Raw genomic sequence first — 25,390 nt, forward strand, 5'->3', positions numbered from 1 at the left:
CATGCGCCTACTCTATTTGTTGTAATCGGATTTTACTAACAGGCATTCTCCATTGTTTGAGATAAATCCATCCATATTTTGTATTTGTGTTTGGATAATAAAACCATTTGAAAGCATACTAAAACATAGAATTATATTTTAGAAAAAGGAAATTAGACTGAACAAATAAAATGAGGCATTCATGATGGATTTACTTTCACGTCATTTATTCGAAAATGAAACAGTCCTGAAATCTACTTTCACAGATTGTCCCGATGTTATTTTTCGCAGTTTTTTAATCAGTAATAAAACAAAAGCCCTTCTCATTTATACAGAAGGTTTGGCCAATATTGAAGAAATCGATAAAAATGTGCTTTCCCCGCTGATGCAGCAAGAAATAACGAGACTCCCAGACATTCAGGCGATACTTGAGCAGAAACTGTCCGTTTCTAAGGTGAAACCTGTTTCGGACATCAAGCAGGCCATTCAGGAAATTTCTTCAGGGAATCCGGTTATGTTGATAGATCAACAACTACATGGCATTACAATTGGTTTGGCGAAATGGGAAAAACGTGCCATTGAAGAACCGATAGCTGAATCCGTCGTTCGAGGTCCCAGGGAGGGCTTTACGGAAACAAACAGTGTTAACATATCGCTGTTACGAAGAAAAATAAAGAGCCCGAATTTAAAAATGAAATCATTAGTCGTGGGGCGCTACAGCCAAACGCAAATCGTTTATATGTATATCGAGGGGATTGTTGATCCTCATCTGCTTGATGAAGTCCATAACAGGCTGAACCGCATTGATATTGATGGTGTATTGGAAAGCGGCTATATCGAAGAATTCATCGAGGATTATCCTTATTCACCATTCCCGCAAATATTAAATACAGAGCGGCCGGATGTTGCGGCATCAAGCTTGCTGGAAGGCCGCGTAGTTATTTTAGTTGATGGCACACCAATTGTTTTGATTGCACCAGCCACACTTTATTCTTTGTTACAGGCTTCTGAGGATTATTATCAACGGTTTATGATTGGAACACTCATCCGCTGGCTGCGTTATATTTTATTGCTCATAGCCTTACTGCTTCCGTCTACCTATGTGGCGATTCTTACCTATCATCAGGAGATGCTTCCAACAACTTTATTGTTAAGTATGGCAAAGTCAAGAGAGCAAGTTCCGTTTCCTGCTCTGATTGAAGCGGTTATAATGGAGATTACGTTTGAGGCCATAAGGGAGGCGGGGATCCGTCTGCCCAAACAAGTCGGTTCCGCTGTCAGTATTGTTGGGGCTTTGGTCATTGGCCAGGCAGCTGTCTCTTCGGGACTTGTATCGGCACCAATGGTCATGGTTGTAGCCTTCACAGGGATCGCTTCTTTTGCCATCCCCCGGTACAACGCCTCCACCGCTATTAGAATGCTCCGTTTCCCTATGATGGTAGCTGCTGGGACACTGGGGTTACTCGGGATTATGCTAGGGATTCTTGCCATCATCGTTCATTTAAACACGATCCGTTCCTTTGGCGTTCCGTATTTATCCCCAATGGCACCGATGAAGGGAGCGGAGATGAAAGATGTATTGATTAGAGCACCATGGTGGTCCCTAAAAAAGCGCCCCCGCTTCACAGGATATTCTAATACAAATAGGCAGCCGGAGGGGCAGAAACCTAACCCGCTTAAGGGAACTGAATAGGAGTTGAAATGGATATGCTTGAACGAGGCAAGATATCGGCATTACAAATGGCCTTTATGATGAATCCGACCATTTTAGCCACCGGTTTACTGCTCGTCCCCGCGATCACGGCGAAAACAGCCAAACAAGATTTGTGGTTATCGCCGATTTGGGCATCTTTCATTGGTTTTTTAATTGTATTTGTTGCTTTTCGACTTAATAAGCTCTATCCGAAAGAAACAATGTTTGAATACAGCGAGAAAATTCTCGGAAAAATTCCAGGGAAAATTGTTGGCATGATTTTGGTGTTTTATTATTTTCATGTAACAGGCATTATCGTCCGTGAGTATGGAGAATTTGTTTCTGGCACCTTCCTCCATCAGACACCCATGCTCGTTATGTTTTCGACCATGATTATTGTTTCCTCCATGGCTGTCTATGGCGGCCTTGAAGTGATAGGGAGATGCTCTGAGATGATTGTCCCTATTTTGTTAGTCCTTTATTTGGTTATATTTGTCATGCTGTTAAAGGATTTAGATACCAAAAATTTTTTTCCAATGTTGGAAAAAGGCTTAGGGCCATCCCTGAAGGGTTCGATTGTCCTGCAAAGCTGGTTTAGTGAATTTATCCTTGTTTCTTTTTTCTTTCCCTATCTAAGGGATCAGGATAAAGGGATGAAATGGGGAATGATATCGGTTTTTAGTGTTATGTTTTATATGGTGCTGACCAATGTCATGTCCCTTTTGTTATTTGGAAAATTGACAGCTTCCTTGACTTATCCTGTTATGGTAGCGGCTCGGTATATTAGTATTGCTGATTTTTTGGCCCATTTGGAATCGATCGTGATGGCCCTTTGGGTTGCCGGTACTTTTATTAAAATTACGGTTTTTTATTATGCGCTTGTTTTGGGGACTGCCCAGTGGCTTAAGATTTCTGATTTTCGTCCGATTGTGCTCCCAATAGGCTTTTTATTAATTTTATTTGGGGTATGGTCTGCGCCAAATTTGCAGGTACTATCACATTTCCTTAGTACTTCTGCTGCCTTTTATTTACTATCAATCCAGGTTGGCATTCCGGTTTTCCTTCTTATCATTGCATTAATTAAAAAGAAAAGACAGCAAATGAAAGGGTCAATAACAGGATGAGACGGCATTATGGGAAGGCCTCCCTTAAGAAAATCTTTTTTCTTTTTCTTATTCTTTTTGTTTTTTTATTAGCGGGCTGTTGGGATAGAAGGGAAGTAAATGATCTGGCATTGATAAGAGGTGCTGGTATTGATAAAAAACAAAATGGAAAAATGGAGCTTACGGTTCTTTTGTATATACCGAAAGGCGGAAGCGGCAGTGAGCAGGGTATGGAGGGCTCAGGCGGCGGCGGAATCATGCAGACGGTGATACGCTCTGCGCAAGGAAATACCATTGCTGAAGCGATGTCGATTCTTCAAGAAAAACTGCCGCGCCAAATTTTCTGGAGCCATTGCGAAGTGTTTATCTTCAATGAGGCGATCGCTAAAGAGGGAATTGCAGAGGATGTCGATTTTTTTATTCGTATGCCAGAGCTTCGAGAACGATCTCAATTATTTATCAGCAAAGAGAGAGCTCGAAAAATATTAAGTCTTCTTCCGCCGCTGGAACGTGATCTTGCAGAAGTGGTTCGAGAATTGGGGGAAGAAAAAATAGGAATGACGGTTACCACCAAAGATTTCGCGGAAATGTTGGTAAGTGAGGCTGGCGATACGGCCATTCCGTGGATCAAGATTCTTCCTCCAATCGAAGGTCAGGAGGAAAAGCGAACCATCGCTTATATTACAGGAACAGCGATATTTAAGAGGGACAAAATGGTTGGTAAAATAAATGATTCCGTTACTAGGGGGCTTTTGTGGCTTAGGGACGAAGTGAAGTATTCTACCATCACCGTTACACCTAGAGGTGCAAAAGGTTATGTTTCTATGAAATTACTGCGGGCTAATACAAAAATCCTTCCGAAAATAAAAAATGGCAAATGGGAAGTTGTACTCAAGGCTGAAGCGGACGATGATATCATGCAAAATACAACTGACTTAGACGTTACGAATCCTATAGTAGTTAAAGCCTTAGAGCAACAATTAAAGAGCCAGCTGGCTAAAAGAGTAAACGAAACATTAAAGGAAGTTCAAAAGGATATGAAAGCAGATGTTTTTGGGTTTGCTGACGCCTTTCACCGCGAGTATCCTGAGATATGGAAAAAAGAAAAAGATCGTTGGAATGAAATTTTTCCAAACGTAAAAGTAACAATAGTACCGAAAATCAAAATTAAAAGGCAAGGAATGCAATCCGGTCATCCGCTCATTTCTAGTAAGAAGGGGAATGGAGAATGAAAATAGCTTCCTTATTGGGAACGACTCTGCTTGTTTTATTTATGGTCCTTTCCCAGATCACAAAAATAAACAAAAATCAAAAAAAAGATAGAGTGGTTTTAATTGTTTTTTCGGCCCTTGGATGGGTTGTTGCTAACCTGTTAATCTTTTTCCCGGATGTGCCTGGTCCTACAGAATTAATTGATTTGTTGTACAAACCTCTAGGAAAACTACTTGAATAAATAGCTTTCGATATCCCTGCTGAAGGGATATTTTTTTATGTAAGGGCTTACATAATTATTTAAATATTCAGAATTGATTCACTGGTGGAAAAATTCCATTGACGAAGGGTTGGTCAGTGTTATATATTTTTACATATTGATGTTAGGAAAAGTAACATGTGGGGTGTTTCCATGAAAAAGATTGAGGCGATTATTCGGCCTGAAAGGCTTACAGATACCATTAAGGGCTTGAAAAAGATAGGCATTACCGGTTTTACCGTATCCCAGGTGGTTGGCCGCGGGAAGCAAAAAGATACCCAAGGTGTGTACCGCGGAAAAAATTATCAAGTGACCTTGCATCCAAAGGTAAAGCTGGAAATTGTGCTTTCCGATTATTTGGTGGAGTCGACCATCCGCACCGTTGTCCAGGCAGCCCAGACAGGCGAAGACGGAGACGGGAAAATATACGTCTATCCGATTTTGGAAGCGTACAATATTCGGACGGGAACGATTGATTATGATATCGATGATTTAGCAAATCGAGAAGGGGGATCATAATGGAACTTATGTATGTCAATACCATTTGGGTGGTCCTGGCTGCGGCCATGGTGTTATTTATGGAAGGCGGCTTCAGTTTATTGGAGGCAGGGTTTGTCCGGACAAAAAATGCCGTCAATGTCACGATGAAGATTTTTGTCGATCTAACGGTTGGCGCCTTAGCGTTTTGGCTGATTGGCTTTGGGATTATGTTTGGCAAGGATGCCTTTGGCTTCGTTGGCACAAGCCTGATTGGCAGCCCGGAAAAAATTTCCCTTTCGATTGAATTGCCCAGTGTGGCGTTTGTGCTTTTTCAGATGGGATTTGCGGTTGCTTGTATTTCGATTATTTCGGGTGCACTGGCAGAGCGGATGAATTTTAAAGCCTATGTGGTCACAGCTGCCCTTATTTCTATTATTATTTATCCTTTGTCCGGTCACTGGATTTGGAATAGTGATGGCTGGCTGGCGAAATTAGGCATGAAGGATTTCGCTGGTTCGGCGGCGATTCATGCGGTTGGCGGCTTTGCCGCTTTTGCGATGGCGAAATGGTTAGGGCCACGGAAGGGCAGATTCAATTCTGACGGCAGCGTGAACGTTTTTGCCCCTAGTAATATTCCATTGGCTTCAGCTGGTGCGTTTATTCTGTGGTTTGGCTGGTTTGCTTTTAATGCCGGAAGCACTTTGGATGCCTCGAGCTCAAGCCTAGCCCCGATTGCAATTAACACGATGTTAGCTGGAGCAAGCGGCGGTTCGGCTGCTTTATTTTTAACGATGAAGAAGTTTGGCAAAGCTGATCCAAGTATGACGATCAATGGTGTTTTAGCGGGATTAGTGGCGATTACGGCAGGATGTGCATTTGTTTCCGAATGGAGTGCAGTTTTAATTGGGGCGGTTAGCGGTTTGCTGGTAATTTATTCAACGCTATTTGTGGATTATTTAAGGGTGGATGATCCTGTCGGCGCTGTGGCTGTCCATGGCTTTAGCGGTGTGTTTGGAACGATCGCGGTTGGGTTGTTTGATCGTTCGTCAGGATTGTTGAATACGGGTGATTTCTCGCTTTTAAAGGTACAGCTTTTAGGGGCAGCGGTGGTGATTGTATGGGGGCTGCTTGGCGGAACGTTTATGGCGAAGGTTTGCGAAAAAACGGTCGGCTTCCGGGCATCAGAGCGGGAGGAAGAAGAGGGTCTCGACATGTCCTACCACGGTATTCCGGCATACAACGAATTGGAGCGTTTCACGGATCTGCCGACAAGTTTATTTAATTTTGAAGAAACCACAGGTGTCACGGTTTCGGCTCCTGTTACGAGTAAAGTAAAGGCGGAGAAACCAGTTTAATGGGAAGCTTTTTGCACTGGGACAAAAACCAAGTAAAAATGTGATCGATCAGTCCAATGGATGAGCTCTATGGGACAAAACTTTGTTACAAAACTATTAAACTGTCCTATAGAAGAGCTCTATAGGAAAAACTTAGTAGAAAAACAATCAAACTGTCCCATAGAAGAGCTCTATGGGACAAAACATGGCAAAAAAACGATCAAACTGTCCCATAGAAGAGCTCTATGGGACAAAACGTGGCAAAAAACTATCAAACAGTGCCAAAGAAGAGCCCCGATGGTCTTCATTCCGACCCTCAATTCATCCCGAGCTAAAATAAATAGGCGGCTAATTAAGCCGCCTTCATTATTGAACCAAAACTCCCCAGCTACATACTCGGTTCCGCCCAGTATTTTTTGCTTGGTACAATGCTTTGTCCGCTTGTTCAATCAATTCGCTGGTGGATCGAGCCGATCCGGCCTGATAAGTGGCAATGCCGATACTTACGGTTAATACCCCATATTCCTGTGAAGCTTGATGAGGAATGTTTAATACCTCAACCGCCTTGCGCACTTTCTCAGCAATGATAACCGCTTCGGCTGAATCGGTTTCCGGAAGAATGATGGCGAATTCCTCCCCGCCATAGCGGGCCGAAATCTGTGGAGGAACAAGAAGCTCTTGGACAAGAACACCAATTTTTTGCAAACACCGATCACCTGCTGGGTGACCATATGTATCGTTATAAGGTTTAAAATAATCTATATCAAAAAAAAGCAGCGACAGCGGCGTTTCCGCTTGCACAGACTTGATCCATACCTTTTCAAGCTGTCTATCAAAAAAGCGCCGGTTGGATACTCCGGTTAAGCCATCGATATTCGACAAATAGTGCAATTGCAGCTCCATCCTTTTCCGCTCAGAAATATCTCTCGAAACGGCCACCACTTTTGTCACTTCTCCGTTTTCAATGATTGGTGTTCCGCGCATATCGACATCGATCCAATCCCCAGTTGAATGCCGCCAGCGGTATTCCGTTACTAAAATGCTTCTATCGATGACCACTTTACGGAACATCTCTCGGACACGATCGACATCCTCCGGGTGAATGTATTCACGAGGATACTTTCCGATATACTCCATCGGCTTCCCGCCAAAAAGTTCGATAGAAGGAGAAGCATAAAGCGCCATCCCTGTCGTGTCCAGCACCATGACAACGTCCGACATATTCTCACTTATTAAGCGGAATTGTTCCTCATTCTCTTTTATTCGATTTTGAAGAAAACTAGTTTTTAATAGATAATTAATCAAATAGAATATACATATTGCACTAATCATGGAGGTCGTCCAAAAAGAAACCGTAATAAGCAGCAGAGTACTTAGGTCTTTAATTAAATAAATTGCGATGAGATTAATAGAAATTAAACAATAGATATTTAAAAATACCCATTTCCTCCATTGGTTGGCATAGGTGGAAAGGAGACCGCAGGCAATGGCCATTTGAATAGCATTAAAGGCTCCGATGATGGACGGCAAATCTGTTTCTCTGTTAAAAAAGATTCGCGAAATCGCGATGATACTTCCCGTTATGAATGCAGAAGGAATTCCGCCAAAAAGGGAACTGATGATAATGGGAAAATGCCGGAAATCGACAAGAGTTCCCGTGCCAAGCCGCAATCCATAAAACATAAGGAGTGTCCCGATTATGCCGAAAAACAAACCAATGAATAGTTTGGACTTGGCCTTAAAGGTTCTTGTATTCAGGTGATAAATATCGAAAAAGTTGCCTTTATTTTTAAAAAAGTAATGGATAAGGACGATGGATGAAGTTAAAATGGCAAGGTTAGCGATGAGGTCCATAATTAAATTTTTATACATATGTACACTACCCCATTAAATAGTAAATATTACCCAATCTATCGTATCCTATTATCCGAAACATCACAATAACAACATTTAAACATTTTCCAACGCCTTATAAATCGCCTTTTTCTTGTACATCTCCTGGTCCGCCAACTCTAGTATTTCCTCGAGCGTTACCCCTGTCCCAGGTTTATAATGGTAATATCCGTGGCTAGCTGAGATTTCGTAGGGTTTCTGATTGGAAACGTTAATCTCATGGAAGGCACTCTGAATGTCAGTCCACACTTCTTCAACGTCTTCCCTTTTCTTATTAAATAGGATTACGATGAATTCGTCCCCGCCAAGGCGGAATAACACGTCTTGGTGATCAAGGTTTTCGCTAATTGTCTCACAGCAAGTTTTAATCAAGTCGTCGCCGTTTGAATGACCAAAACGATCATTGACGATTTTCAAATTGTTTATATCAATATAGCAAATAATAAATTCCTGCGAATTCTCTTTAAGCAACTGTCGGAGGAGCTCAATGCCGCTGCGCCGATTGCGAATGCCAGTCAGCATATCAATCGATGCATGCTGAAGGAGCTCGGCCTCGTTCTTTTTCATTTCGGTAATATCGGTCGAATCGATTAAAATGCAGGTGTCATCGAGGTAATCAACCAATTCGAAATTAAGCAGCGACCAATTCCGTATGTGGGATGTAATTTGCAGCTCTGTTACATAATTTTTAATGCTTTTTTCCTTTAATAGTCTATTTGAAATTTCCTGCTTCTCATTAGGACTGCTGAACAAGAAGCTTGCATTCATATGTTCCGGGTAGTATTCGACTGCTTGTTTATTCATGAGGACAATCTCATCACTGTCGAGCTTTGTCAAAATTAACGGGTTTGGATTCAAATTAAATAGTCTCCGAAAACTTTCTTCATTCCGGCTAAGCTTCTGCTTATTTAAATAATCATTTTTTCGCAAAGAATAGAAGGCCAGTGCTATTGTAAATGAAATGACGGCAGTACCTGTCGAGTTAATTAACTTTGAAAGGAACGAATAATGATTGGATTCAATCAGATATAAGCCGATTAAGAAAAAAATATGGACTGTGACATACTGGAATAATAGGTTTCTAGGCCGAATCGGGAAGATGGCCGCGACTCCCAGTAATATTATGATATAGGCGTAAATGTTTCCGGTGAATAGCTGGCTGTTGATAGAGGAAACGGCCCCGATCACCAAATAGAGGAGAATATAGCCATTTACGATGAAACTTTTAGGAGCTTTCTTGTTCCGATAGATCATAAGAAATATAAGTGATATCACCAGTCCAGCAATATGCACGCTTTCGAGCACCCATTTAAAAAGGGGCTTGTCGAGATTTTTAAAAAAAACAAAGTCGACGATGAAAAAACCTGGATAGGTGAAAATCAGCATATAAGAAACGAGTTTTATTCTTTCAAATATCTGCTCGTCATTAAATTGATTAAATTCTTGTGTTGTTAATAGATTCGTAGCGAAGGATTTCAAGTTGATCATCCTTTTTTCTATTTATCTTCGGTATTTTAGCACATTTTTAGGGAAAGGAAAGGGTATTCCGGTTTATTTTAAAATAAAAAAGCCGATAACGGGGACCTCATCCCCTTTATCAGCGAATTGAAATTTATAAATGATGGAGGATTATTTTTACCCATCCAAAAAAAGCCAGCCATAACGGGATGCTTAGTGCTGTACCCCATAGCAACCCTGTGAAAAAACTTTCCCGCTCTTCCATAAAAACCACTCCTACCTGAAAGAATTCCTTCATCAGTATGGTCAAGTTCGTGGATATCTATTACTAAAAATAGCAAACAGAACAGCGGAAAAATGGAGAAGCGTGTCAGGTGGATTTAAATGTTTTCGACAGAAAGCATCAAGTCCTTTATCTTTTCCCTCGCACCCAAGCGCCATTGTTTGACAGCTGAGATTGATACTTTCTCCCGTTCGGCAATCTCTCTAATCGAAAAACCGTAGAGGACAAAATCGAGTACCCATTTTCTTTGACTTGGCGTCAGGGTGGAACAATAGGTTAATAGAGTTTCTTTTTCTAATGGACAGACAGAATAATCATCTTCAAACGCAGCCCAGAACTCTTCACCAGGATAAAGGTTTCGTTCGCTGTCCCGATGCGATTTGCGTAATGCCATGAGAAGGTGTCCGCGAATATAGGAGTAGGCGTAGTTGGTAAAGCTCCCTTTATCAGGATTGAAGCGCCTGCTAGCCTCCCACAGGGCGATGAGCGCCTGCTGGTAAAATTCGTCTTTGTTTTTGTAAAGATGGAGTGAGTTGATAATCTTTTGGATCATCGGCTGGTACTGTTCTAATAATTGTTCGAAGCTTTCCAATGGTAAATTCCTTTCAGAAAGCGCGCTTTACTTGGTATTCCCGGGTACCTCTACCATAGCGGGAATGTCTCAGCATATCGAATGTCACAAAATCACTTTTGGAGCGCATTTTCGCCTGAAACAGTCGATTTTTATGCACAAAAGTGATTTTTGGAGCTCATTTTTGCTCATTTGTTAGATTATTAACATAAAAAAATCTTTTGCGAGATTCGTCGATATTTGTTTATTGAAACATCATTGACGGCACAAAAAATTTGGACTATTCTAAACTCAACCCGCAAGCAATTTACCATTTACTCTACCGGAAAAATTGAAAGCGTTTTAATGGTCCTTACTTTTTAAAAATTACTTTAAATGGTATATACCATTATCAAAATTGACAAATTTTATAGGAACCTCAACAATTAGTTTTAGGAGTGAATATCAACTAAAATAGGGGAAATTATCAATGAGCAGAAGGATACGAGACGAAGAAGATCAGGTTCCTTTTTATAAGCAGCTAAAGGGAAAGATTCTGGATGATATTGAGAGTGGGAAGCTGAAGCACGGAGATAAGCTTCCGTCTGAAAGGGAGCTGGCCGAGCAATTTCAAATCAGCCGGATGACGGCAAGGCATACACTCTCCGTCCTGGAAAGAGAAGGTGTGGTCGAGCGGCGGGTAGGCGCGGGAACGTTCATCACCAACAATAAAATTGTAATGGACTTTATTACCTTTAATAGTTTTACGAAAAATATGCTGAACAAGGGGTTTATTCCCAGTACAAAGGTGCTTTCCATCGGGAAGACCGAGGCCAAGCCCCATATCGCCAGGAAATTGAATGTGCCAATCGGAGAAACACTTATTACCTTAAAACGATTGCGCTCAGTCAATGAAATGCCGGTAGCGATCGAAGAATCGTTTATTTCTGAAAAACTATGTCCAAATCTCGAACAGTTTATCTTCGATAATGCATCTCTCTATCAAATCTTAGAGGATCAGTACGGGATTGTTCTAGTCAAGGCAAAGGAGCAAATGCAGGTTACTTTTTCGGAGGAAAGTGATAGTAAGCTATTAAAAATCCGCTCCGAAAGTCCGTGTATATATCAGGAGTCCGTCGCCTACGACCACCATGACCAAGAAATAGAATTTTCCATTTCTTTAACTAGAAGCGATATCGTAAGGTTTTATTCTGAACTTAATCTGAAATGATTTTGTTTCAGATTTACATGAAATGGTATATACCATTAAAGGAGGGAACCGAGATGAAAGTAATTGGTGTTGGCGATAATGTCGTTGATAAATATATGTATAAAAAAACGATGTATCCCGGCGGGAACGCCCTGAATTTCGCCGTCTATGCCAAGCAATTAGGGATTGAATCCGCCTATCTGGGCGTTTTCGGGAATGATCTAGCGGCAGCACATATTATTGAAACATTAAAAAGCTTGGATGTGGATATTTCGAAATGCCGCCAGCATAAAGGAGAAAACGGCTTTGCCGCGGTCGATTTAGTTGATGGCGACCGGGTATTTATTGGCGGGAATGGCGGAGGTGTCCAGAAGGATCATCCAATTGTCCTCAACAACGAAGACCTCGACTATGTTAAATCTTTCAATCTAGCTCATAGCAGCATCTACAGCGATATGGATACAGAGCTGCCGAAATTGAAGGAAGCGGGTATTCTCGTATCCTATGATTTTTCGAGTGACTACACTGATTCATTGCTACAACGAAATTGCCCTCATATTGATATTAGTCTTCTTTCATGCGGACAGCTGGCGGTTGAAGATGCTGAGAATTTATTAAAACGAGTTTATGCCTTTGGCAGTAAGCTGGCGATTGGCACGATGGGCGCGCGGGGCGCGCTGGTTTTTGATGGCGAGAATTTTTACCGTCAAGAGCCGCATTTTGTTCAGCCGGTAGATACACTAGGTGCCGGCGACTCCTTTTTTACAGCGTTTATCCTGCATCATTTAGCTGGAAATCGATTGGAAAGAAGTTTGGAAGAAGGCGCGAAATTCGCAGCCAAAACCTGCCTGGTCGATGGCGCTTTTGGCTATGGAATTCCGTTTTAATTTTTATAAAAATAAGGAGGGTCTATTGCTATGAAAACAAAGCTGGTCTTAACATTCATGTTGGTGTTCGCCCTGTTGCTCGCGGGGTGCTCGAGCTCTTCATCCACAAAGGAAGATGAGTCGGGAAAAGTAGTGTTAAAGTTTTTGCATAAGTGGCCGCAGCCAGAATACGCTCCCTATTTTGAAGAAGTCGTCAAAGATTTTGAAAAGCAGAATCCTAACATCAAGATTAAAATGGAAGCTATTGCCGATGAACCGATCAAGGACAAACTTCGTGTCATCCTCGGCGGCAACGAGGTTCCGGACATCATGTTCTCCTGGTCCGGCGAATTTGCCCGCAAGTTCGTCCGTGCCAATGCAGCCCTAGATTTAACTCCGTATCTAAATGAAGATACAGCTTGGAAGAACAGCTTTATTCCAGCATCCCTGCAGCCTTTCACCTCTGACGGAAAAAACTACGGTATCCCACTTCGATTCAATGGTAAATTCTTTGTTTACAACAAGAAAATTTTTGAAAAGTATAATCTGCAGGAGCCTGCGACCTGGGATGAATTTTTACAGACTCTCGATACGTTGAAAAAGGGCGGCGAGACTCCGCTCATTCTTGGAAACCAAGATCCATGGGCCGCGATTCATTACTTAACAGGCTTAAACCAAAAAGAAGTTTCCCAGGATGTAAGAATGAAAGACTATAATCCAGGTTCCGGCGAATTCACCGACCCAGGCTATGTCAAAGCGATGCAGCTGTTAGCCGATTTGAATAAAAAGGGTTATTTTATGAAAAATGTTAACTCCAGCTCGCATGATATGGCGAAGCAATTGTTCTTCGCCGGCAAGGGCGCAATTATGTATGTGGAATTAGAAGAATTTGCCGATATGGATAAAAACATGAAGGGCAATTGGGGCTTCTTCCCGATGCCGTCGATTACCGATGGAAAAGGAAATCAGAATTTCATCACCGGCGCACCAGATGGCTTTATCGTTTCTTCGAAAACCAAGCATCCTAAAGAAGCGATCCAGTTCCTAAAATTCTTAACCAGCAAAGAAAATTCTCTAAAGTTGGTCAAACAAATTGGCTGGCCTAGCCCGATTGACGGCGCCACAAATCCAGACACGGCTTTGAAGGAAGTGGCAGAAGGCGTTGAGGCGATGAAGAAAGCAGAAGGCATGGCGGAGTGGCTTGATACCGATGTTCACGCAAAAGTGGCGGATGTGTATTTATCCAATATCCAGCTCCTGCTGGATGGCTCGAAAACACCGGAACAAATTATTAAGGAAGTTCAGAAGGTAGCGAAGCAAGTCCAAAGTGAAGTGGAATAAGAATGAGAAGGGCAGGCAGTTGCTTGCGATTTGCCTGCCCCTTCCAGGAGGGAGAAGATATGACAAGAACCTTTCGCAATAGCCGTACAGCCTTACTATTTATTTTGCCAGCACTCCTTCTCATTCTCATGTTTGTGTTTCTGCCGATTGTCTTAAATCTCTACAATAGCTTATTTAGGTGGAACTCGTTCGAGGCGGGGAGAGCGTTTGTCGGCTTAGAGTATTACGGGAGGCTATTTAAAGATTCGATCTTTTTTACGGCTTTGAAAAATAATTCCTTGTACGCGGTCGTTTCGTTAGTGTTTCAAGTCGGCGGCGGTTTGGTTATTGCTGCTATTTTAGAAGATAAATTGATTCGAAGGTTCCAGCCCTTTTTCCGGACGGTGTTTTTTATTCCTTCTGTTATATCAATTGCGGTTGTCGGATTGCTCTGGCAGCTCCTTTATAATCCGGAAGTCGGCTTGGTTAACGGTGCCTTGAAGGCGATTGGGCAGGCGGAATGGGCACGGTCCTGGCTTGGTGATAGTGAAGTGGCCATTTACGCGGTCGTTGCGGTGTCACAGTGGCAGTATACCGGCTATATGGCGATGCTGTTCATTTTAGCGATGCAAAAAATTCCGTATGAATACTATGAAGCGGCGATGATTGATGGCGCTTCTAAAATTAAAACGTTCCTGTTTATTACCTTGCCGCAGATCAAAGAAATGATTCTAGTTGGCACGGTGATCACCGTGATTGGCGCGTTTAAGGTGTTTGATGAAGTGTACATTATGACAAACGGTGGACCTGGCCGCTCGACGGAAGTGCTGGGGACGATGCTGTACCGGGCTGCATTCCGAAATGATGAAATGGGCTATGCCTCAACAATCGGAACTGTGATTTTTGTGATAACGCTGACCCTGTCTTTGGCTCAGATGAAATTAGGGAAATCGGGACAGGAGGTGTAGCGGGTATGGAACCTTTGGTGAATACGGAAAAAGTGGCGGAGGTTCACAGTTCACGGGTTAACTGGACCTTGGTCAAAAATAGATTGTTTCAATCTGTGGTGCTCGTCTGGTTTAGTGTCTTTGCTTTATTGATTATTTACCCGATTATCTGGCTTGCCTTAAGCGGACTGAAATCGAATAGTGATTTTTTCCTGAATACGTGGTCGCTGCCAAAGGAATGGCTGTGGAGCAATTATAAAGCTGCCTGGGACACGGGTATCGGCCAATTCTTTTTAAATAGTGTGCTTGTGACGCTTGTTTCAGTGCTGTCAGTGCTGCTGCTCGGGTCGATGGCGGCATTTGGCTTGAGCCGTTTCCATTTTAAAGGCCAGAATCTGGTGCTTGTCCTGATTTTAAGCGGTTTAATGCTGGCACCACAAGTCAGCTTGATTCCTTTGTTTAAATTACTGCAGGGGCTGGGGCTTTACAATACGTATTGGGCGTTAATCCTTCCGTATGTGGCGTTTCAATTGCCGTTTGCGATTTTCTTAATGAGATCTTACTTTTTATCGATCCCGCGGGAGCTTGAGGAGTCTGCAATTATCGATGGCTGTAATAGCTGGAAGGTGTATTGGCACATTATCATCCCGATGGGGAAGCCGATTATTGCTTCCTGTGCGTTGCTGGCGGGGATGAATGTCTGGAATGAATTTATGTTTGCGCTGGTATTCGTCGAGGATTCTGCACTTCGAACGATTCCAGTTGGTCTAATGAATTTGCGGAGTCAATTGAATACTAATTTTGGAATCCAATTGGCCGGCTTAGCGATTTCGGCGCTGCCGATGATTATTGCCTATATTCTCTTTCAAAAACAATTCGTACGCGGGCTGTCGGCTGGCAGTGTGAAGGGTTGATTAGGGGAATGCTTCCCTATTTCAGCCTGATTGGTTTAAATGGTATATACCAAATGGATGCAGGAGGGATGGAATGATGGGAAAATTGAAACGTTCGCAGCTTACGGGCATGAATTTTCACTATCTGCATTATCCGCTGGAGTATTTTTTTGACGCAATGGTGAAGTATGAGTTTGAACAAATTGAGTTATGGGGCGCGTCGCCGCACTTGTATGTTGAGGATTTGTCGCTCGCTGAAGTTCGCCGGATTAAGGGAGAGGTGGATCAGCGGGGACTGAAGGTTGTCTGCTTCACTCCAGAGCAATGTATGTACCCAATCAATCTGGCTGCCAAGGAGCCGGTGATTCGCGAAAGAAGTATTGCCTATTTTAAGAAATCGGTTGAGACGGCTGTTGAATTAGCGGCGCCAATGGTGTTGGTCACGGCCGGCTGGGGCTACCGGAATGAAAACAGGGAGGAGGCGTTGAAGCGGAGCCGGGATTCGCTGGAGCAGCTGACGGCTTTTGCTTCGAATCAAGGTGTGGTTTTGGCGCTTGAGCCTTTGCAAAAAATTGAGTCGAATTTGATTTGTACGCTGTCTGACTTGGTGGAGATGCTCGAATCGATTCCTTCTCCTTATTTAAAAGGAATGGTCGATACTATTCCGTTGTCGGTGGAGGGAGAAGAGTTGTCTTCCTATTTTGAGAGGCTGGGGGAGGATTTTGTTCATATCCATTTTATTGATGGGAAACCAGGCGGGCATTTAGCCTGGGGCGACGGGAATCTGCCGCTTGCAAAATATTTAAATACGTTAGCTGAGTACAATTATGAGGGTGCTTTGACGCTGGAGTTTACTTCTTCACAGTATTTGCTGGATCCGAACGCAGCGATTGAAAAGTCTTTGCGGACTCTGGCCCCATTTTTCGCCGATCACCGAATAACGAACCATTATTAGGGTTCTTTTTATGCCAAACAGATAAAAAAGGAGGACAAAAATTGTTAGCAGCCGTTAAAAATGCCTTAGAGGTTTTCCAAAAACGCGAAATTGACCGAGTTTATTTTGTCGCATGCGGTGGATCTTCCTCCCTGATGTATGCCAGTAAATATGTATTAGACCGTGAGAGTGCAAAAATCGATTCTGATTTATACAGCTCCAATGAATTCATTCACCGTAACCCGCGAAAGCTCGATGAAAAATCACTGGTGATTTTGTGCTCACACTACGGAAAAACACCAGAAACCGTAGAAGCGGCCCGCTTTGCACGCGAAAAAGGGGCGTTAACCGTTTCATTAACTTTTGATGCTGATGCACCGCTGGCCCATGAGTCTGAATATGTCATTGTTTATGAAGATGGCAAAGGAGCAAATTACCTGAACGAATCACCCGCGATTATGCTCGAGCTTGTTTTCGGACTCCTTGCCGCTAAAGAAGGTAATGAAAAATTCAATGATGTCGTTTCTTCATTAGATAACCTAGGACCCATTTTAGAAAAAGAAAAGGCAAAATTTTTATCACGGGCAAAGGCGTTTGCGGAGTCCTATAAGGATGACAAGGTGATTTACACAATGGGCAGCGGCGCTAACTACGGGATTGCCTACTGGTTTGCGATATGCCTGCTGATGGAAATGCAGTGGATTCATTCCCATGCCCTCCATGCCGGCGAATACTTCCATGGACCATTTGAAGTGCTGGATAAAGACGTTCCAGTTATTCAGCTATTAGGCTTAGATGAAACTCGTCCCCTAGAAGAGCGCTCTTTAGAATTTACGCAACGTTACGGTGAAAGAGTCGTTGTTCTTGATGCAAAGGAATTCGACTTAACGGGCGTGGCTGACAGCGTAAAAGGCTATATTGCCCCACTTATATTACAAGCCGTGCTCCGCCAATACGCTGAAAAGCTGGCCGAAGCCCGCAACCACCCGCTAAGCACCAGACGATACATGTGGAAGGTCCCGTATTAAAAGGAAAGTTAAATTGGTGTCAGGCACCAAAGAAAGACATTTTTACTATTTTGTCCGCGGTGGGAGGACACTTCTCTTTTGAGTAAGGGTGTCCACTGTAGGCGTATAAATGTCCGTTGATGGTGCCTGGGACCAACCAATTAAAATAAATTTTGGAGGTAAGCCAATGTTAAAATTTGATGCTGAGTTATTTTTAAAGATTGTCGGGCAAGAAGCGCTTGCACAAAGACCGGAGATTGAGCGTGTGGTGGATGAAATCGCCGCGAAGGAGTTTAAGAATATTTTCCTCATCGGATCCGGCGGGACGATTGCAATGATGTACCCATTTGAATATATCTTGAAATCGAATTCTTCTTTAGAAGTTCATGCGGAGATTGCAGCGGAGCTGCTAGTCATGAACAACCGTCATCTGACAAAAGACTCTGTTTGTGTATTTGCGTCTGTCACTGGTACTACGAAAGAAACGGTAGCTGCCGCCCAGTTCTGCAAGGATAAAGGGGCGACGACGATTGGGCTGGTGTCGAAGGCAGGCACCCCGCTCGCCGAAGCGGTGGATTTTTGCATTTTGGCCCCTGATGAAAAGCATTCATTTGATACCTTCTTTCTATATTTGCAGCTCTTGACCTTCCGTCTCATCCATAACAACGACGAGTTCCCGCAATATGATCAATTTGCAAAAGAATTGGACCTTCTCCCGCAAGGCATTGTCCAGGCACTCGAAGCCTTTGACGAACGAGCAGAGCAATTCGCCATCAAGCACAAGGATACCGGGTACCAAATGCTGGTCGGGGCGGGCAATCTTTGGGGCAACACTTATTCCTATGCGATGTGCATATTAGAGGAAATGCAGTGGATCAAGTCTAAATCGATTCATGCGGCGGAGTTTTTCCACGGGACGCTCGAGCTTGTCGAGGAAGATACAAGCGTTATCCTCTTTAAAGGAGAAGATGAAACCCGTCCGTTGGTGGAGCGGGTCGAGCGATTTGCTGAAAAAATCACAAAAGAGCTATTCATTCTGGATACAAAGGATTATGCCTTGGATGGGATCAGTGAAGAGTTCAGGAAACATTTTGCGATTAACGTGAACTGGGCCTTAACCGGCCGCATCAGTGTGTACCTGGAGCGGGAAAGAAATCATCCGTTGGAGCTAAGACGCTATTACCGAAAAATGGAGTATTAAGGGAGGAACATGATGTTCAATTTCGACCCGGAACGGTATTTAAGAATTCAAAAGGGAGCGTTGTCTCTTAAGGGTGAACTGGATGCGGCCATTGATTCCATGTCAGAAATAAAGAATGTATTTTTTGTAGGTACAGGAGGCGCCGCGATTCTCATGTACCCTGCTGAATACATCTTAAAAACGTATTCCACCCTGCCTGTTTTTACGGAAATCTCATCGGAATTAATGTTGATGGATCATCAACACCTAGACCAACATTCCTTAGTGATTTTGCCTTCTTTATCCGGTACAACCAAAGAAACGGTGGAAGCGGCGCAATTTGCCCGTGAAAAAGGGGCGACGACCATCAGCCTGGTTGGCCATGCCGATACCCCGTTAGCAAAATTAACGGATTACACCTTCGTTAATTTTGCGGAGGACGATACCTCTTGTGAGTCGTTTTACATCCAGTCCTATTTGATAGCGTTTCGCCTCATGTATAAACGAAAGGAATTCCCGCAGTACCATCAGTACATTGAGGAAATGGAACTGCTGCCAAACGCACTTTTAAGAGTAAAGGAAGCAGCCGAGCAGCGGGCGTCCGCATTTGCCCAAAACCATAAGAGAACGTCTTACCATATTCTCTCCGGTGCAGGCGTGGATTGGGGGCAAGCCTATTACTACGGGATGTGTATATTAGAAGAAATGCAATGGATCAAAACTCGTCCGGTCCATGCCTCCGATTTCTTTCACGGCACGTTAGAGCTGGTGGAGGAGGATACAAGTATCATTCTGCTTAAAAGCGAGAATCACACCCGCCCGCTAACAGAGAGAGTGGAGCGGTTTGCTGAGCATTACTCCAGAGAGGTAACTGTTTTTGATACGAAGGATTATCCGTTAGAAGGGATTTCGGAGGAATTAAGGAGTATAATCTCACCAATCGTGTTGGCGAGTCTTCTCGAGAGGGTCAGCTGCCATTTAGAAGCACAAAGGAACCATCCGCTGACGACGAGACGGTATTACAAAAAAGTTCCGTTTTAATGATCGAAGTCTTCACATATTGTGGAGGCTTCTTTCTTTGCGGCCGTTCTAAAATTTGGCAGAAACCTGCATTACTAGATTTTAGCGCTGGACTGGTTAAGTCACTACGTAGGGTTGCTTTTTGGAAGAAAAATGGGAATGAAATTGTTAGAGTTTAATAGTAGAATACTAGTAGACTTTTAGAGGAAATGGGGTTTAGGGTATTGCGGAGATTTGCAGCGGTATTTCTTGCGCTTCAGCTGGTGCTGGTGCCTGCGGTGGGGTTTGCCGAGGGGATGGATTCGGCGGTGCAAACGCCTGAGAAGACGATGAGCCAGAAATTATCTTCGGAAAAAGCGCCGAAGCAGTCATTAAAGAAAGCGGATTTTATGAATCCTCAGGATTATCCTTTGATTGCGAATGGCAATTTTGTTGATGATTTATATGATAGCGTTGGCAGTTATCATTATATCTATTTTGATGATGTGACTTCTGTTAGTTCGGAATTGATGAATGTGAAGTTGACCTACGAGTCAGATTCAACTGCGGAAAAAGATAGTCTTTTGACCCTCGAACTTTATAAAGAAGCGGCGGGTTCTTTGGAATTCTTAGGCAGCGCAGATTTTGATATGGCTGGGTATAATGGCGTTTATTTAAATACGGAATTGGCCAAAAGTGATGTCAGCGATTCTCCTTATATTTATATGAGAATAGGAATTTCGAAAGCTAGTGATGATCCTTCCTATGCTGATGTGCTTACGTTTAAGGTGGCAAATCCATTTAATGCCGCTCCAAGTGCCATTGTACCGGACGATCGATATGCGGTGATTAGTAATGAGTCCGTTGATGGAGAGGCAACTCAGGCCTCCGGGGCTTTTAACGAGAAAAATATGAAGATCACGAACGATGCAAGTTTGGCTCGTGATGCTTATAAGGTCGACTATAATAAACCATTTGACCATGCGGCTTATAAAGGCAAGCTAGTTCGAAAAAGCGCACGGTCTTTGATGCCGGCATACAAAATCGGCGATCAAAAGTTATTTTGGGTGTCAGATTTGACGACGAATACGGATTCGCAAATTAATGCCCGCTTAGCTTACAGCGGAGCAAAAGCGAATGTATGGGTTTATGATAACCAAATTACTGATTCAGATGCAGAAAAATTAGGGACGGAATTTGATAATAAGATTTATTCAGCTGTGACCACTAATTTTGGGCAGGAATCGGATGTGGACCATGATGGAAAAGTAAATATTTTATGCTATGACATTCAAGATGGCTATTCGGATACGAGTGGCGACGGCTATACCGCCGGGTATTTTTATTCCGGGGATTTATACAATGTCGAACATTCCAATCAGTCAGAGATTTTTTATATGGATACGTACCCAACCATGGGCATAGGTTCGGTGAAGGATGTCACTGGCGCTTATGAGACACTTGCCCACGAGTTTCAGCATATGGTGAACTTCAACCAAAATGCATTGATTGAAGGAAATAGTGAGGGCATGGATACATGGCTGGATGAGGCTTTATCGATGGCGGCCGAGCAAATTTATACGGGTCACGGCCTTTCCGACAGAATTGAGTATTATAACCTTTCTTCGTCCATTAGTAATGGACATTCTCTGTTGTATTGGGATCAATACGGTGATACACTTGCTAATTATTCGTTGTCTTATTTGTTCGGGCAGTATATAAAAATTCAAACCGGGCAGGGGAATCGGATTTTTAAAGAAATTTTAGCCAATCCGAATAATAATTATAAGGCGATTGAGGATGTAGCGAAAAAGTATATCAGTCCGGATATGACGTTTGGAAAATTAATGACCAATTTCCGGATTGCTCTTTTATTAAAAGAAGGGTCCGGTCCGTACGGATTTAAGGGTGATCCGTTCTTTGATACGCTGAACGAGAAAATTTTTACCGGCAGTTCTGTGAATTTACGCGGCGGCGGCGCGGTTGTGACTACGTATAAATCAAAGGATGGATTTGTCCAGCCTGTTACTAAAGGTAATAATGTTAGTTATACATTTTTTAAAAGAGGTCAGGAAAATAATGGGGTTCCATTACGATTCGGCTGGGTTTTAGCAAATGGCAAGTGGTATTATTATGATTTGAAAACCAGTGCGATGCGGACCGGCTGGCTGCAGGACGGCGGCAAATGGTACTACCTAGATGCGAGCGGCGTGATGAAGACGGGCTGGTTGAAGGATGGGACTAAATGGTATTATTTGGCTGGCAGCGGAGCCATGAAGACGGGCTGGCTGAAGGATGGCACGAGGTGGTACTACCTTGACGGCAGCGGTGCCATGAGGACGGGCTGGCTGAAGGATGGAGCAAAATGGTACTACCTAGATGCGAGCGGCGCGATGCGGACGGGCTGGCTGAAGGATGCCGGCAAATGGTACTATTTGGACAGAAGCGGTGTGATGAAAACGGGCTGGGTGCTGATCAGCGGCAAATGGTATAAATTCAATAGCAGTGGTGTTTGGGTAGGATAGAGGCAGTGCCTCGCACCATCCGAATATTTTTGAAAAAAAGGCCGGATTCATGTTGATTGAATCCGGCTTTTTGTGGTATTGGGGCGGAGCGCGGCAATAGTGTATTTGCAAACTAGTTTTGATGTAATATTCATTAACCCTTTTGGATTAGTTAGGGTAAGCTCTGCTCACATCGCCTTTCTTATTTGTTAATTTCATTAACGACTGCATCTAGATTAAGTTTGGCGAAATTGATCATTCGTTTATATAGGTCCAAAATGGATTGTCCGTAATTGGTGCCTGGCACCGCCCATTTCCCGTTTAAGGAAGTCCAAGTTGGAGCAGAGCCTCTTGTTACAAGATTGAAGCGGGGATCAACTAATGGATACTGATTTGGCAATGGTTCGGTGGATGCATAGGCGAATAGATGCTGCAGGTGGGCAAGTACCCCTTCTTCAGGTGTATAGAAGCTTGCGCCTGGATTACCTGGTCCTGTTGCTCCAATGCCGGCATAGTTGTTTTGTTCGGGCTGGACGAGGCCTGTAAAGCGGAAATAGTCAGTCTCGTACAAGGCTTGAGCGAAGGCGATATCGCCTCTGATTCCATAATATTCGCCGAAGGCTAAATAATATTTACCAATCTCAATTGCGTTCGGGTTGACTGATTTTACAAAAAGATTCATGTGTTCTGGGGACAGATAGGTCGGACCAAGGATCGAATAGCCTGTTGGGGCTGCAGGTGACGGGCTTGTACTTGGGGCTTCGGCCTCGATGAAGGCATCTGTAATGCCGGCATTTTTGACCTCCTGCAGGCGTGCTTCAGCATTTGGACGGCTCGAAAAAGCGCCGGCTTGCACACGGTATCTGGTTTCACCGGAAATCGTTGTGGTAACAACAAACGATTCAATGCCGACAGAGTGCAGGAACGCAACGCGCTTGTCTGCATTTTCTCTCAGCTTGAAGGAACCGGCAATGACTCTGTAGATCGTTCCGGCAGGAGCAGTGGATTTTGGCTGCAGATTAAATGCCAGGGCAATCCCGTTGGCATGACCCTGAGCGACATTTTGACGCCAAGAATCCTGCTTCATGAGGTCGGCATCGTGTGCATTATCAATAAAGCCATTTTCGGATAGCATGGCTGGCATCTTCGATTCACGAAGGACGTGGAAATTAGCCTTTTTCTTACCGCGGTCAATCAGTTGATTAAGTTTGATGACTTCAGCATGGATAATATCCCGATATTTTGCTGTCTTGGAATTGTCGGATAAGCTGCTGTGAATATAGTCCTCGTATCCTTGGGCACTGCCATTAAAGGCATTGATGTGGATAGACATATAAAAATCGGCCTTCCAAGCATTTGCCTCATTCGTCCGCTGGCTTAAGCTTTTTGTAATATCGCCAGTGCGGCTCATCATCACTTCAATATTTTCATAATTATTTTGTAAGATAGTACGGATTTTAAGCGCAATATCTAATGTTAAATCTTTTTCGTTTAGACCATTTCCCTGGGCACCTGGATCAGTACCGCCGTGTCCTGGATCTAAATAAAGTTTCATTTAATCTCCTCACTTTTTTCAAATAGTGGTACATCTATATGGTATGAGGAGCGATAGTATGCGTGAGGGTGCTTGTCCTGTTTTATGTGCGGAATTTTTTTTATAGGTAAAACAAAAGTCCAATCCCTATGCGAATTGGACTTTTTAAATAGGATAAGAAAATTCGACTTTGAGAATTGTCCAGCTTCAGCGCCTAGCCCCTCGAGGTCATAAGCCACTCATGAAGGAAAAGGCGCCTTCCTTTTGGGAGTGTCTTATTTCTTGTTGGGGCTGACCGAGGCGCTTGCGCTTTTCTTACTTAATGCTGCAAAAATGCAAGTTGATAAAAGAACAACACGGCAAACACGTATAGCAGCGGGTGTACTTCGCGCCATTTGCCTTTGACTAATTTTAATAGCGGATAACTGATGAAACCGAGTGCGATTCCTGTTGCAATACTTGATGTTAACGGCATGGCGAGAATTGTCAGGAAGGCTGGGAATGCTTCGTCGAGCTCGTCCCAGCGGATTTTCGCAATGCTTCCCATCATCAGGCTTCCGACAATGATCAGCGCTGGTGCTGTAATGGCCGAAATCCCTGAAACAGCGCTGACGAGCGGTCCAAAGAATGCTGATAGAATAAACAGGGCAGCGACAGTAAGTGAAGTTAAACCTGTCCGACCGCCGGCAGCAACGCCTGAAGATGATTCAATATAAGCGGTGGTCGGGCTTGTCCCAAACATGGCGCCAATTGCCGTCGCAATGGAATCAGACAACAATGCCTGGCGCGCCCGCGGAAATTTGCCATTTTTCATTAGGCCGGCTTGGTTGGCGACACCGATCATCGTTCCAGTCGTATCAAAAATGGTTACAAGAATGAAAGAAAAAACAACGGCATAAAGACTGTGCTGAGCCACATCACCAAGCGCTGTAATTGGATTTCCAATCATAAGTCCCTCTGGAAGGGAAGGCAGCGCCATAAATCCACTTTTAAAAGAAAGCTGACCCGTGAAAAAAGCGATGAGACCGGTCACAATCATTCCAAAAAATAATGCTCCATTTACGCGCAGCATCATTAGCACAAGGGTCACAGCGAGTCCGACCAGTGTCAATACCGCTGACGGGGCATGGAGATCGCCCAGTCCAACAAGGTTTGACGGATGCGCTGTAATGATTTTTGTCAGGCGAAGTCCGATAAAAGCAATGAATAAGCCGATTCCGGCAGTAATCCGATGTTTGAGATTATCAGGAATCGCATCGATTAATTTTTCCCGTAAGGGAGTTAAAGATAAGATGATAAAAATAAGACCGGCAATAAAGACAGCGGCAAAGGCCGTATGATAGGTAATGCCCTGATGGCCGCCAACGACAGAATAGGCGAAATACGCGTTAAGACCCATTCCCGGGGCGATGGCGATTGGATAGTTGGCGAAAAGCCCCATCCAAAGAGTCCCGACAACCGCAGCGATGATAGTTGCCGTGAAAACCTGTTGGAACGGTACGCCAGCATCGGCAAGAATAACAGGATTAACCACCACGATATACACCATCGTAAAGAATGTTGTAATTCCCGCGAGCAGCTCTGTTTTTGCATTTGTATGATTTTCATTTAGTTTAAACATGAAGGTTCCTCCGAAAACACGAACAATTTTTGAAATACTTTTATATATTATTCGTTTCCTGTGAGATTTTCAATCATTTTTTTTTGAATATTCTCTGTTAAAGACCAATGTTGATTTTAACACTGTTGATT

At 43.5% G+C, this 25,390-nt stretch carries 21 protein-coding genes; 16 read left to right on the top strand and 5 right to left on the bottom strand.

What is annotated here, in order from left to right; translation table 11 throughout:
• Positions 1-181: 181 nt before the first annotated feature.
• The 6 genes from ACIFOT_RS26930 to ACIFOT_RS26955 all read left to right on the top strand — a co-directional run bounded on the left by ACIFOT_RS26930 (position 182) and on the right by ACIFOT_RS26955 (position 6,081).
• The gene (locus ACIFOT_RS26930; protein ID WP_430070364.1) at positions 182-1,672 is read left to right on the top strand and encodes a spore germination protein; all 1,491 of its coding nucleotides are present in this window, start codon (positions 182-184) and stop codon (positions 1,670-1,672) included.
• 8 nt (positions 1,673-1,680) lie between these two features.
• Entirely contained in the window at positions 1,681-2,796 is a 1,116-nt protein-coding gene (locus ACIFOT_RS26935) for a GerAB/ArcD/ProY family transporter (protein ID WP_430070366.1), read from the top strand.
• Positions 2,793-4,007 carry a Ger(x)C family spore germination protein gene (locus tag ACIFOT_RS26940; protein ID WP_430070369.1) on the top strand — a complete coding sequence of 405 codons (1,215 nt, stop codon included), beginning with the start codon at positions 2,793-2,795 and terminating at the stop codon, positions 4,005-4,007. The genes ACIFOT_RS26935 and ACIFOT_RS26940 overlap by 4 nt, the downstream gene beginning before the upstream one ends.
• The gene (locus tag ACIFOT_RS26945; RefSeq protein ID WP_430070372.1) at positions 4,004-4,228 is read left to right on the top strand and encodes a hypothetical protein; all 225 of its coding nucleotides are present in this window, start codon (positions 4,004-4,006) and stop codon (positions 4,226-4,228) included. Before ACIFOT_RS26940 ends, ACIFOT_RS26945 begins: the two co-directional genes overlap by 4 nt.
• A 171-nt stretch (positions 4,229-4,399) precedes the next feature.
• Positions 4,400-4,765 carry a P-II family nitrogen regulator gene (locus tag ACIFOT_RS26950; protein WP_430070375.1) on the top strand — a complete coding sequence of 122 codons (366 nt, stop codon included), beginning with the start codon at positions 4,400-4,402 and terminating at the stop codon, positions 4,763-4,765.
• Entirely contained in the window at positions 4,765-6,081 is a 1,317-nt protein-coding gene (locus tag ACIFOT_RS26955; RefSeq protein WP_430070378.1) for an ammonium transporter, read from the top strand. Before ACIFOT_RS26950 ends, ACIFOT_RS26955 begins: the two co-directional genes overlap by 1 nt.
• Before the next feature lie 345 nt (positions 6,082-6,426).
• On the opposite strand, the gene ACIFOT_RS26960 is transcribed toward ACIFOT_RS26955, so the two are convergent.
• From ACIFOT_RS26960 to ACIFOT_RS26970, 3 genes are all read right to left on the bottom strand, one after another.
• Positions 6,427-7,932 (bottom strand): diguanylate cyclase domain-containing protein, encoded by a 1,506-nt coding sequence (locus ACIFOT_RS26960; protein WP_430070381.1) that lies wholly within the window; start codon positions 7,930-7,932, stop codon positions 6,427-6,429.
• Positions 7,933-8,010: 78 nt separating this feature from the next.
• Positions 8,011-9,432, bottom strand: a complete 1,422-nt coding sequence (locus ACIFOT_RS26965; RefSeq protein ID WP_430070384.1) for a diguanylate cyclase domain-containing protein — start codon at positions 9,430-9,432, stop codon at positions 8,011-8,013.
• Positions 9,433-9,791: 359 nt separating this feature from the next.
• The gene (locus tag ACIFOT_RS26970) at positions 9,792-10,286 is read right to left on the bottom strand and encodes a sigma-70 family RNA polymerase sigma factor (RefSeq protein WP_430070387.1); all 495 of its coding nucleotides are present in this window, start codon (positions 10,284-10,286) and stop codon (positions 9,792-9,794) included.
• Between the two features lie 448 nt (positions 10,287-10,734).
• Here ACIFOT_RS26970 and ACIFOT_RS26975 point away from each other — a divergent pair, with 448 nt between their 5' ends.
• The 10 genes from ACIFOT_RS26975 to ACIFOT_RS27020 all read left to right on the top strand — a co-directional run bounded on the left by ACIFOT_RS26975 (position 10,735) and on the right by ACIFOT_RS27020 (position 22,125).
• Positions 10,735-11,475: a GntR family transcriptional regulator gene (locus tag ACIFOT_RS26975; protein ID WP_430070390.1), complete on the top strand. Its 741-nt coding sequence runs from the start codon at positions 10,735-10,737 to the stop codon at positions 11,473-11,475.
• Positions 11,476-11,528: 53 nt separating this feature from the next.
• Positions 11,529-12,341 carry a fructoselysine 6-kinase gene (locus ACIFOT_RS26980; RefSeq protein ID WP_430070393.1) on the top strand — a complete coding sequence of 271 codons (813 nt, stop codon included), beginning with the start codon at positions 11,529-11,531 and terminating at the stop codon, positions 12,339-12,341.
• A gap of 30 nt (positions 12,342-12,371) precedes the next feature.
• The gene (locus ACIFOT_RS26985) at positions 12,372-13,661 is read left to right on the top strand and encodes an ABC transporter substrate-binding protein (RefSeq protein ID WP_430070396.1); all 1,290 of its coding nucleotides are present in this window, start codon (positions 12,372-12,374) and stop codon (positions 13,659-13,661) included.
• A gap of 59 nt (positions 13,662-13,720) precedes the next feature.
• Positions 13,721-14,608 carry a carbohydrate ABC transporter permease gene (locus ACIFOT_RS26990; protein ID WP_430070398.1) on the top strand — a complete coding sequence of 296 codons (888 nt, stop codon included), beginning with the start codon at positions 13,721-13,723 and terminating at the stop codon, positions 14,606-14,608.
• A gap of 5 nt (positions 14,609-14,613) precedes the next feature.
• Positions 14,614-15,501 (top strand): carbohydrate ABC transporter permease, encoded by an 888-nt coding sequence (locus ACIFOT_RS26995; RefSeq protein WP_430070401.1) that lies wholly within the window; start codon positions 14,614-14,616, stop codon positions 15,499-15,501.
• 73 nt (positions 15,502-15,574) lie between these two features.
• Positions 15,575-16,435, top strand: a complete 861-nt coding sequence (locus tag ACIFOT_RS27000; RefSeq protein ID WP_430070404.1) for a TIM barrel protein — start codon at positions 15,575-15,577, stop codon at positions 16,433-16,435.
• 41 nt (positions 16,436-16,476) lie between these two features.
• On the top strand, positions 16,477-17,442 hold the full coding sequence (locus ACIFOT_RS27005; RefSeq protein ID WP_430070407.1) for an SIS domain-containing protein: 966 nt from the start codon (positions 16,477-16,479) through the stop codon (positions 17,440-17,442).
• Positions 17,443-17,608: 166 nt separating this feature from the next.
• Positions 17,609-18,622, top strand: coding sequence for an SIS domain-containing protein (locus tag ACIFOT_RS27010; RefSeq protein ID WP_430070504.1), 1,014 nt, complete (start codon positions 17,609-17,611; stop codon positions 18,620-18,622).
• Between the two features lie 9 nt (positions 18,623-18,631).
• Complete coding sequence (locus tag ACIFOT_RS27015; RefSeq protein WP_430070410.1) at positions 18,632-19,642, top strand: SIS domain-containing protein; 1,011 nt, start codon at positions 18,632-18,634, stop codon at positions 19,640-19,642.
• Positions 19,643-19,845: 203 nt separating this feature from the next.
• A complete protein-coding gene (locus tag ACIFOT_RS27020) occupies positions 19,846-22,125 on the top strand; it encodes a M30 family zinc metallopeptidase (protein WP_430070413.1) in 2,280 nt (759 codons plus the stop codon).
• Positions 22,126-22,306: 181 nt separating this feature from the next.
• Here ACIFOT_RS27020 and ACIFOT_RS27025 read toward each other — a convergent pair whose 3' ends face one another.
• A complete protein-coding gene (locus tag ACIFOT_RS27025; protein WP_430070416.1) occupies positions 22,307-23,659 on the bottom strand; it encodes an N-acetylmuramoyl-L-alanine amidase in 1,353 nt (450 codons plus the stop codon).
• Between the two features lie 298 nt (positions 23,660-23,957).
• Positions 23,958-25,259, bottom strand: a complete 1,302-nt coding sequence (locus ACIFOT_RS27030; protein WP_430070419.1) for an NCS2 family permease — start codon at positions 25,257-25,259, stop codon at positions 23,958-23,960.
• Positions 25,260-25,390: the final 131 nt, after the last annotated feature.

This window comes from Neobacillus sp. NRS-1170, assembly GCF_050468025.1.

Coding starts and splice junctions, on each gene's coding strand:
- ACIFOT_RS26960 (WP_430070381.1), bottom strand. CDS start 7,932: ATGTATAAAAATTTAATTATGGACCTCATCGCTAACCTTGCCATTTTA.
- ACIFOT_RS26945 (WP_430070372.1), top strand. CDS start 4,004: ATGAAAATAGCTTCCTTATTGGGAACGACTCTGCTTGTTTTATTTATG.
- ACIFOT_RS26955 (WP_430070378.1), top strand. CDS start 4,765: ATGGAACTTATGTATGTCAATACCATTTGGGTGGTCCTGGCTGCGGCC.
- ACIFOT_RS27030 (WP_430070419.1), bottom strand. CDS start 25,259: ATGTTTAAACTAAATGAAAATCATACAAATGCAAAAACAGAGCTGCTC.
- ACIFOT_RS26975 (WP_430070390.1), top strand. CDS start 10,735: ATGAGCAGAAGGATACGAGACGAAGAAGATCAGGTTCCTTTTTATAAG.
- ACIFOT_RS27000 (WP_430070404.1), top strand. CDS start 15,575: ATGATGGGAAAATTGAAACGTTCGCAGCTTACGGGCATGAATTTTCAC.
- ACIFOT_RS26935 (WP_430070366.1), top strand. CDS start 1,681: ATGGATATGCTTGAACGAGGCAAGATATCGGCATTACAAATGGCCTTT.
- ACIFOT_RS27025 (WP_430070416.1), bottom strand. CDS start 23,659: ATGAAACTTTATTTAGATCCAGGACACGGCGGTACTGATCCAGGTGCC.
- ACIFOT_RS27015 (WP_430070410.1), top strand. CDS start 18,632: ATGATGTTCAATTTCGACCCGGAACGGTATTTAAGAATTCAAAAGGGA.
- ACIFOT_RS26940 (WP_430070369.1), top strand. CDS start 2,793: ATGAGACGGCATTATGGGAAGGCCTCCCTTAAGAAAATCTTTTTTCTT.
- ACIFOT_RS26950 (WP_430070375.1), top strand. CDS start 4,400: ATGAAAAAGATTGAGGCGATTATTCGGCCTGAAAGGCTTACAGATACC.
- ACIFOT_RS26990 (WP_430070398.1), top strand. CDS start 13,721: ATGACAAGAACCTTTCGCAATAGCCGTACAGCCTTACTATTTATTTTG.
- ACIFOT_RS26980 (WP_430070393.1), top strand. CDS start 11,529: ATGAAAGTAATTGGTGTTGGCGATAATGTCGTTGATAAATATATGTAT.
- ACIFOT_RS26995 (WP_430070401.1), top strand. CDS start 14,614: ATGGAACCTTTGGTGAATACGGAAAAAGTGGCGGAGGTTCACAGTTCA.
- ACIFOT_RS26985 (WP_430070396.1), top strand. CDS start 12,372: ATGAAAACAAAGCTGGTCTTAACATTCATGTTGGTGTTCGCCCTGTTG.
- ACIFOT_RS26930 (WP_430070364.1), top strand. CDS start 182: ATGATGGATTTACTTTCACGTCATTTATTCGAAAATGAAACAGTCCTG.
- ACIFOT_RS27010 (WP_430070504.1), top strand. CDS start 17,609: ATGTTAAAATTTGATGCTGAGTTATTTTTAAAGATTGTCGGGCAAGAA.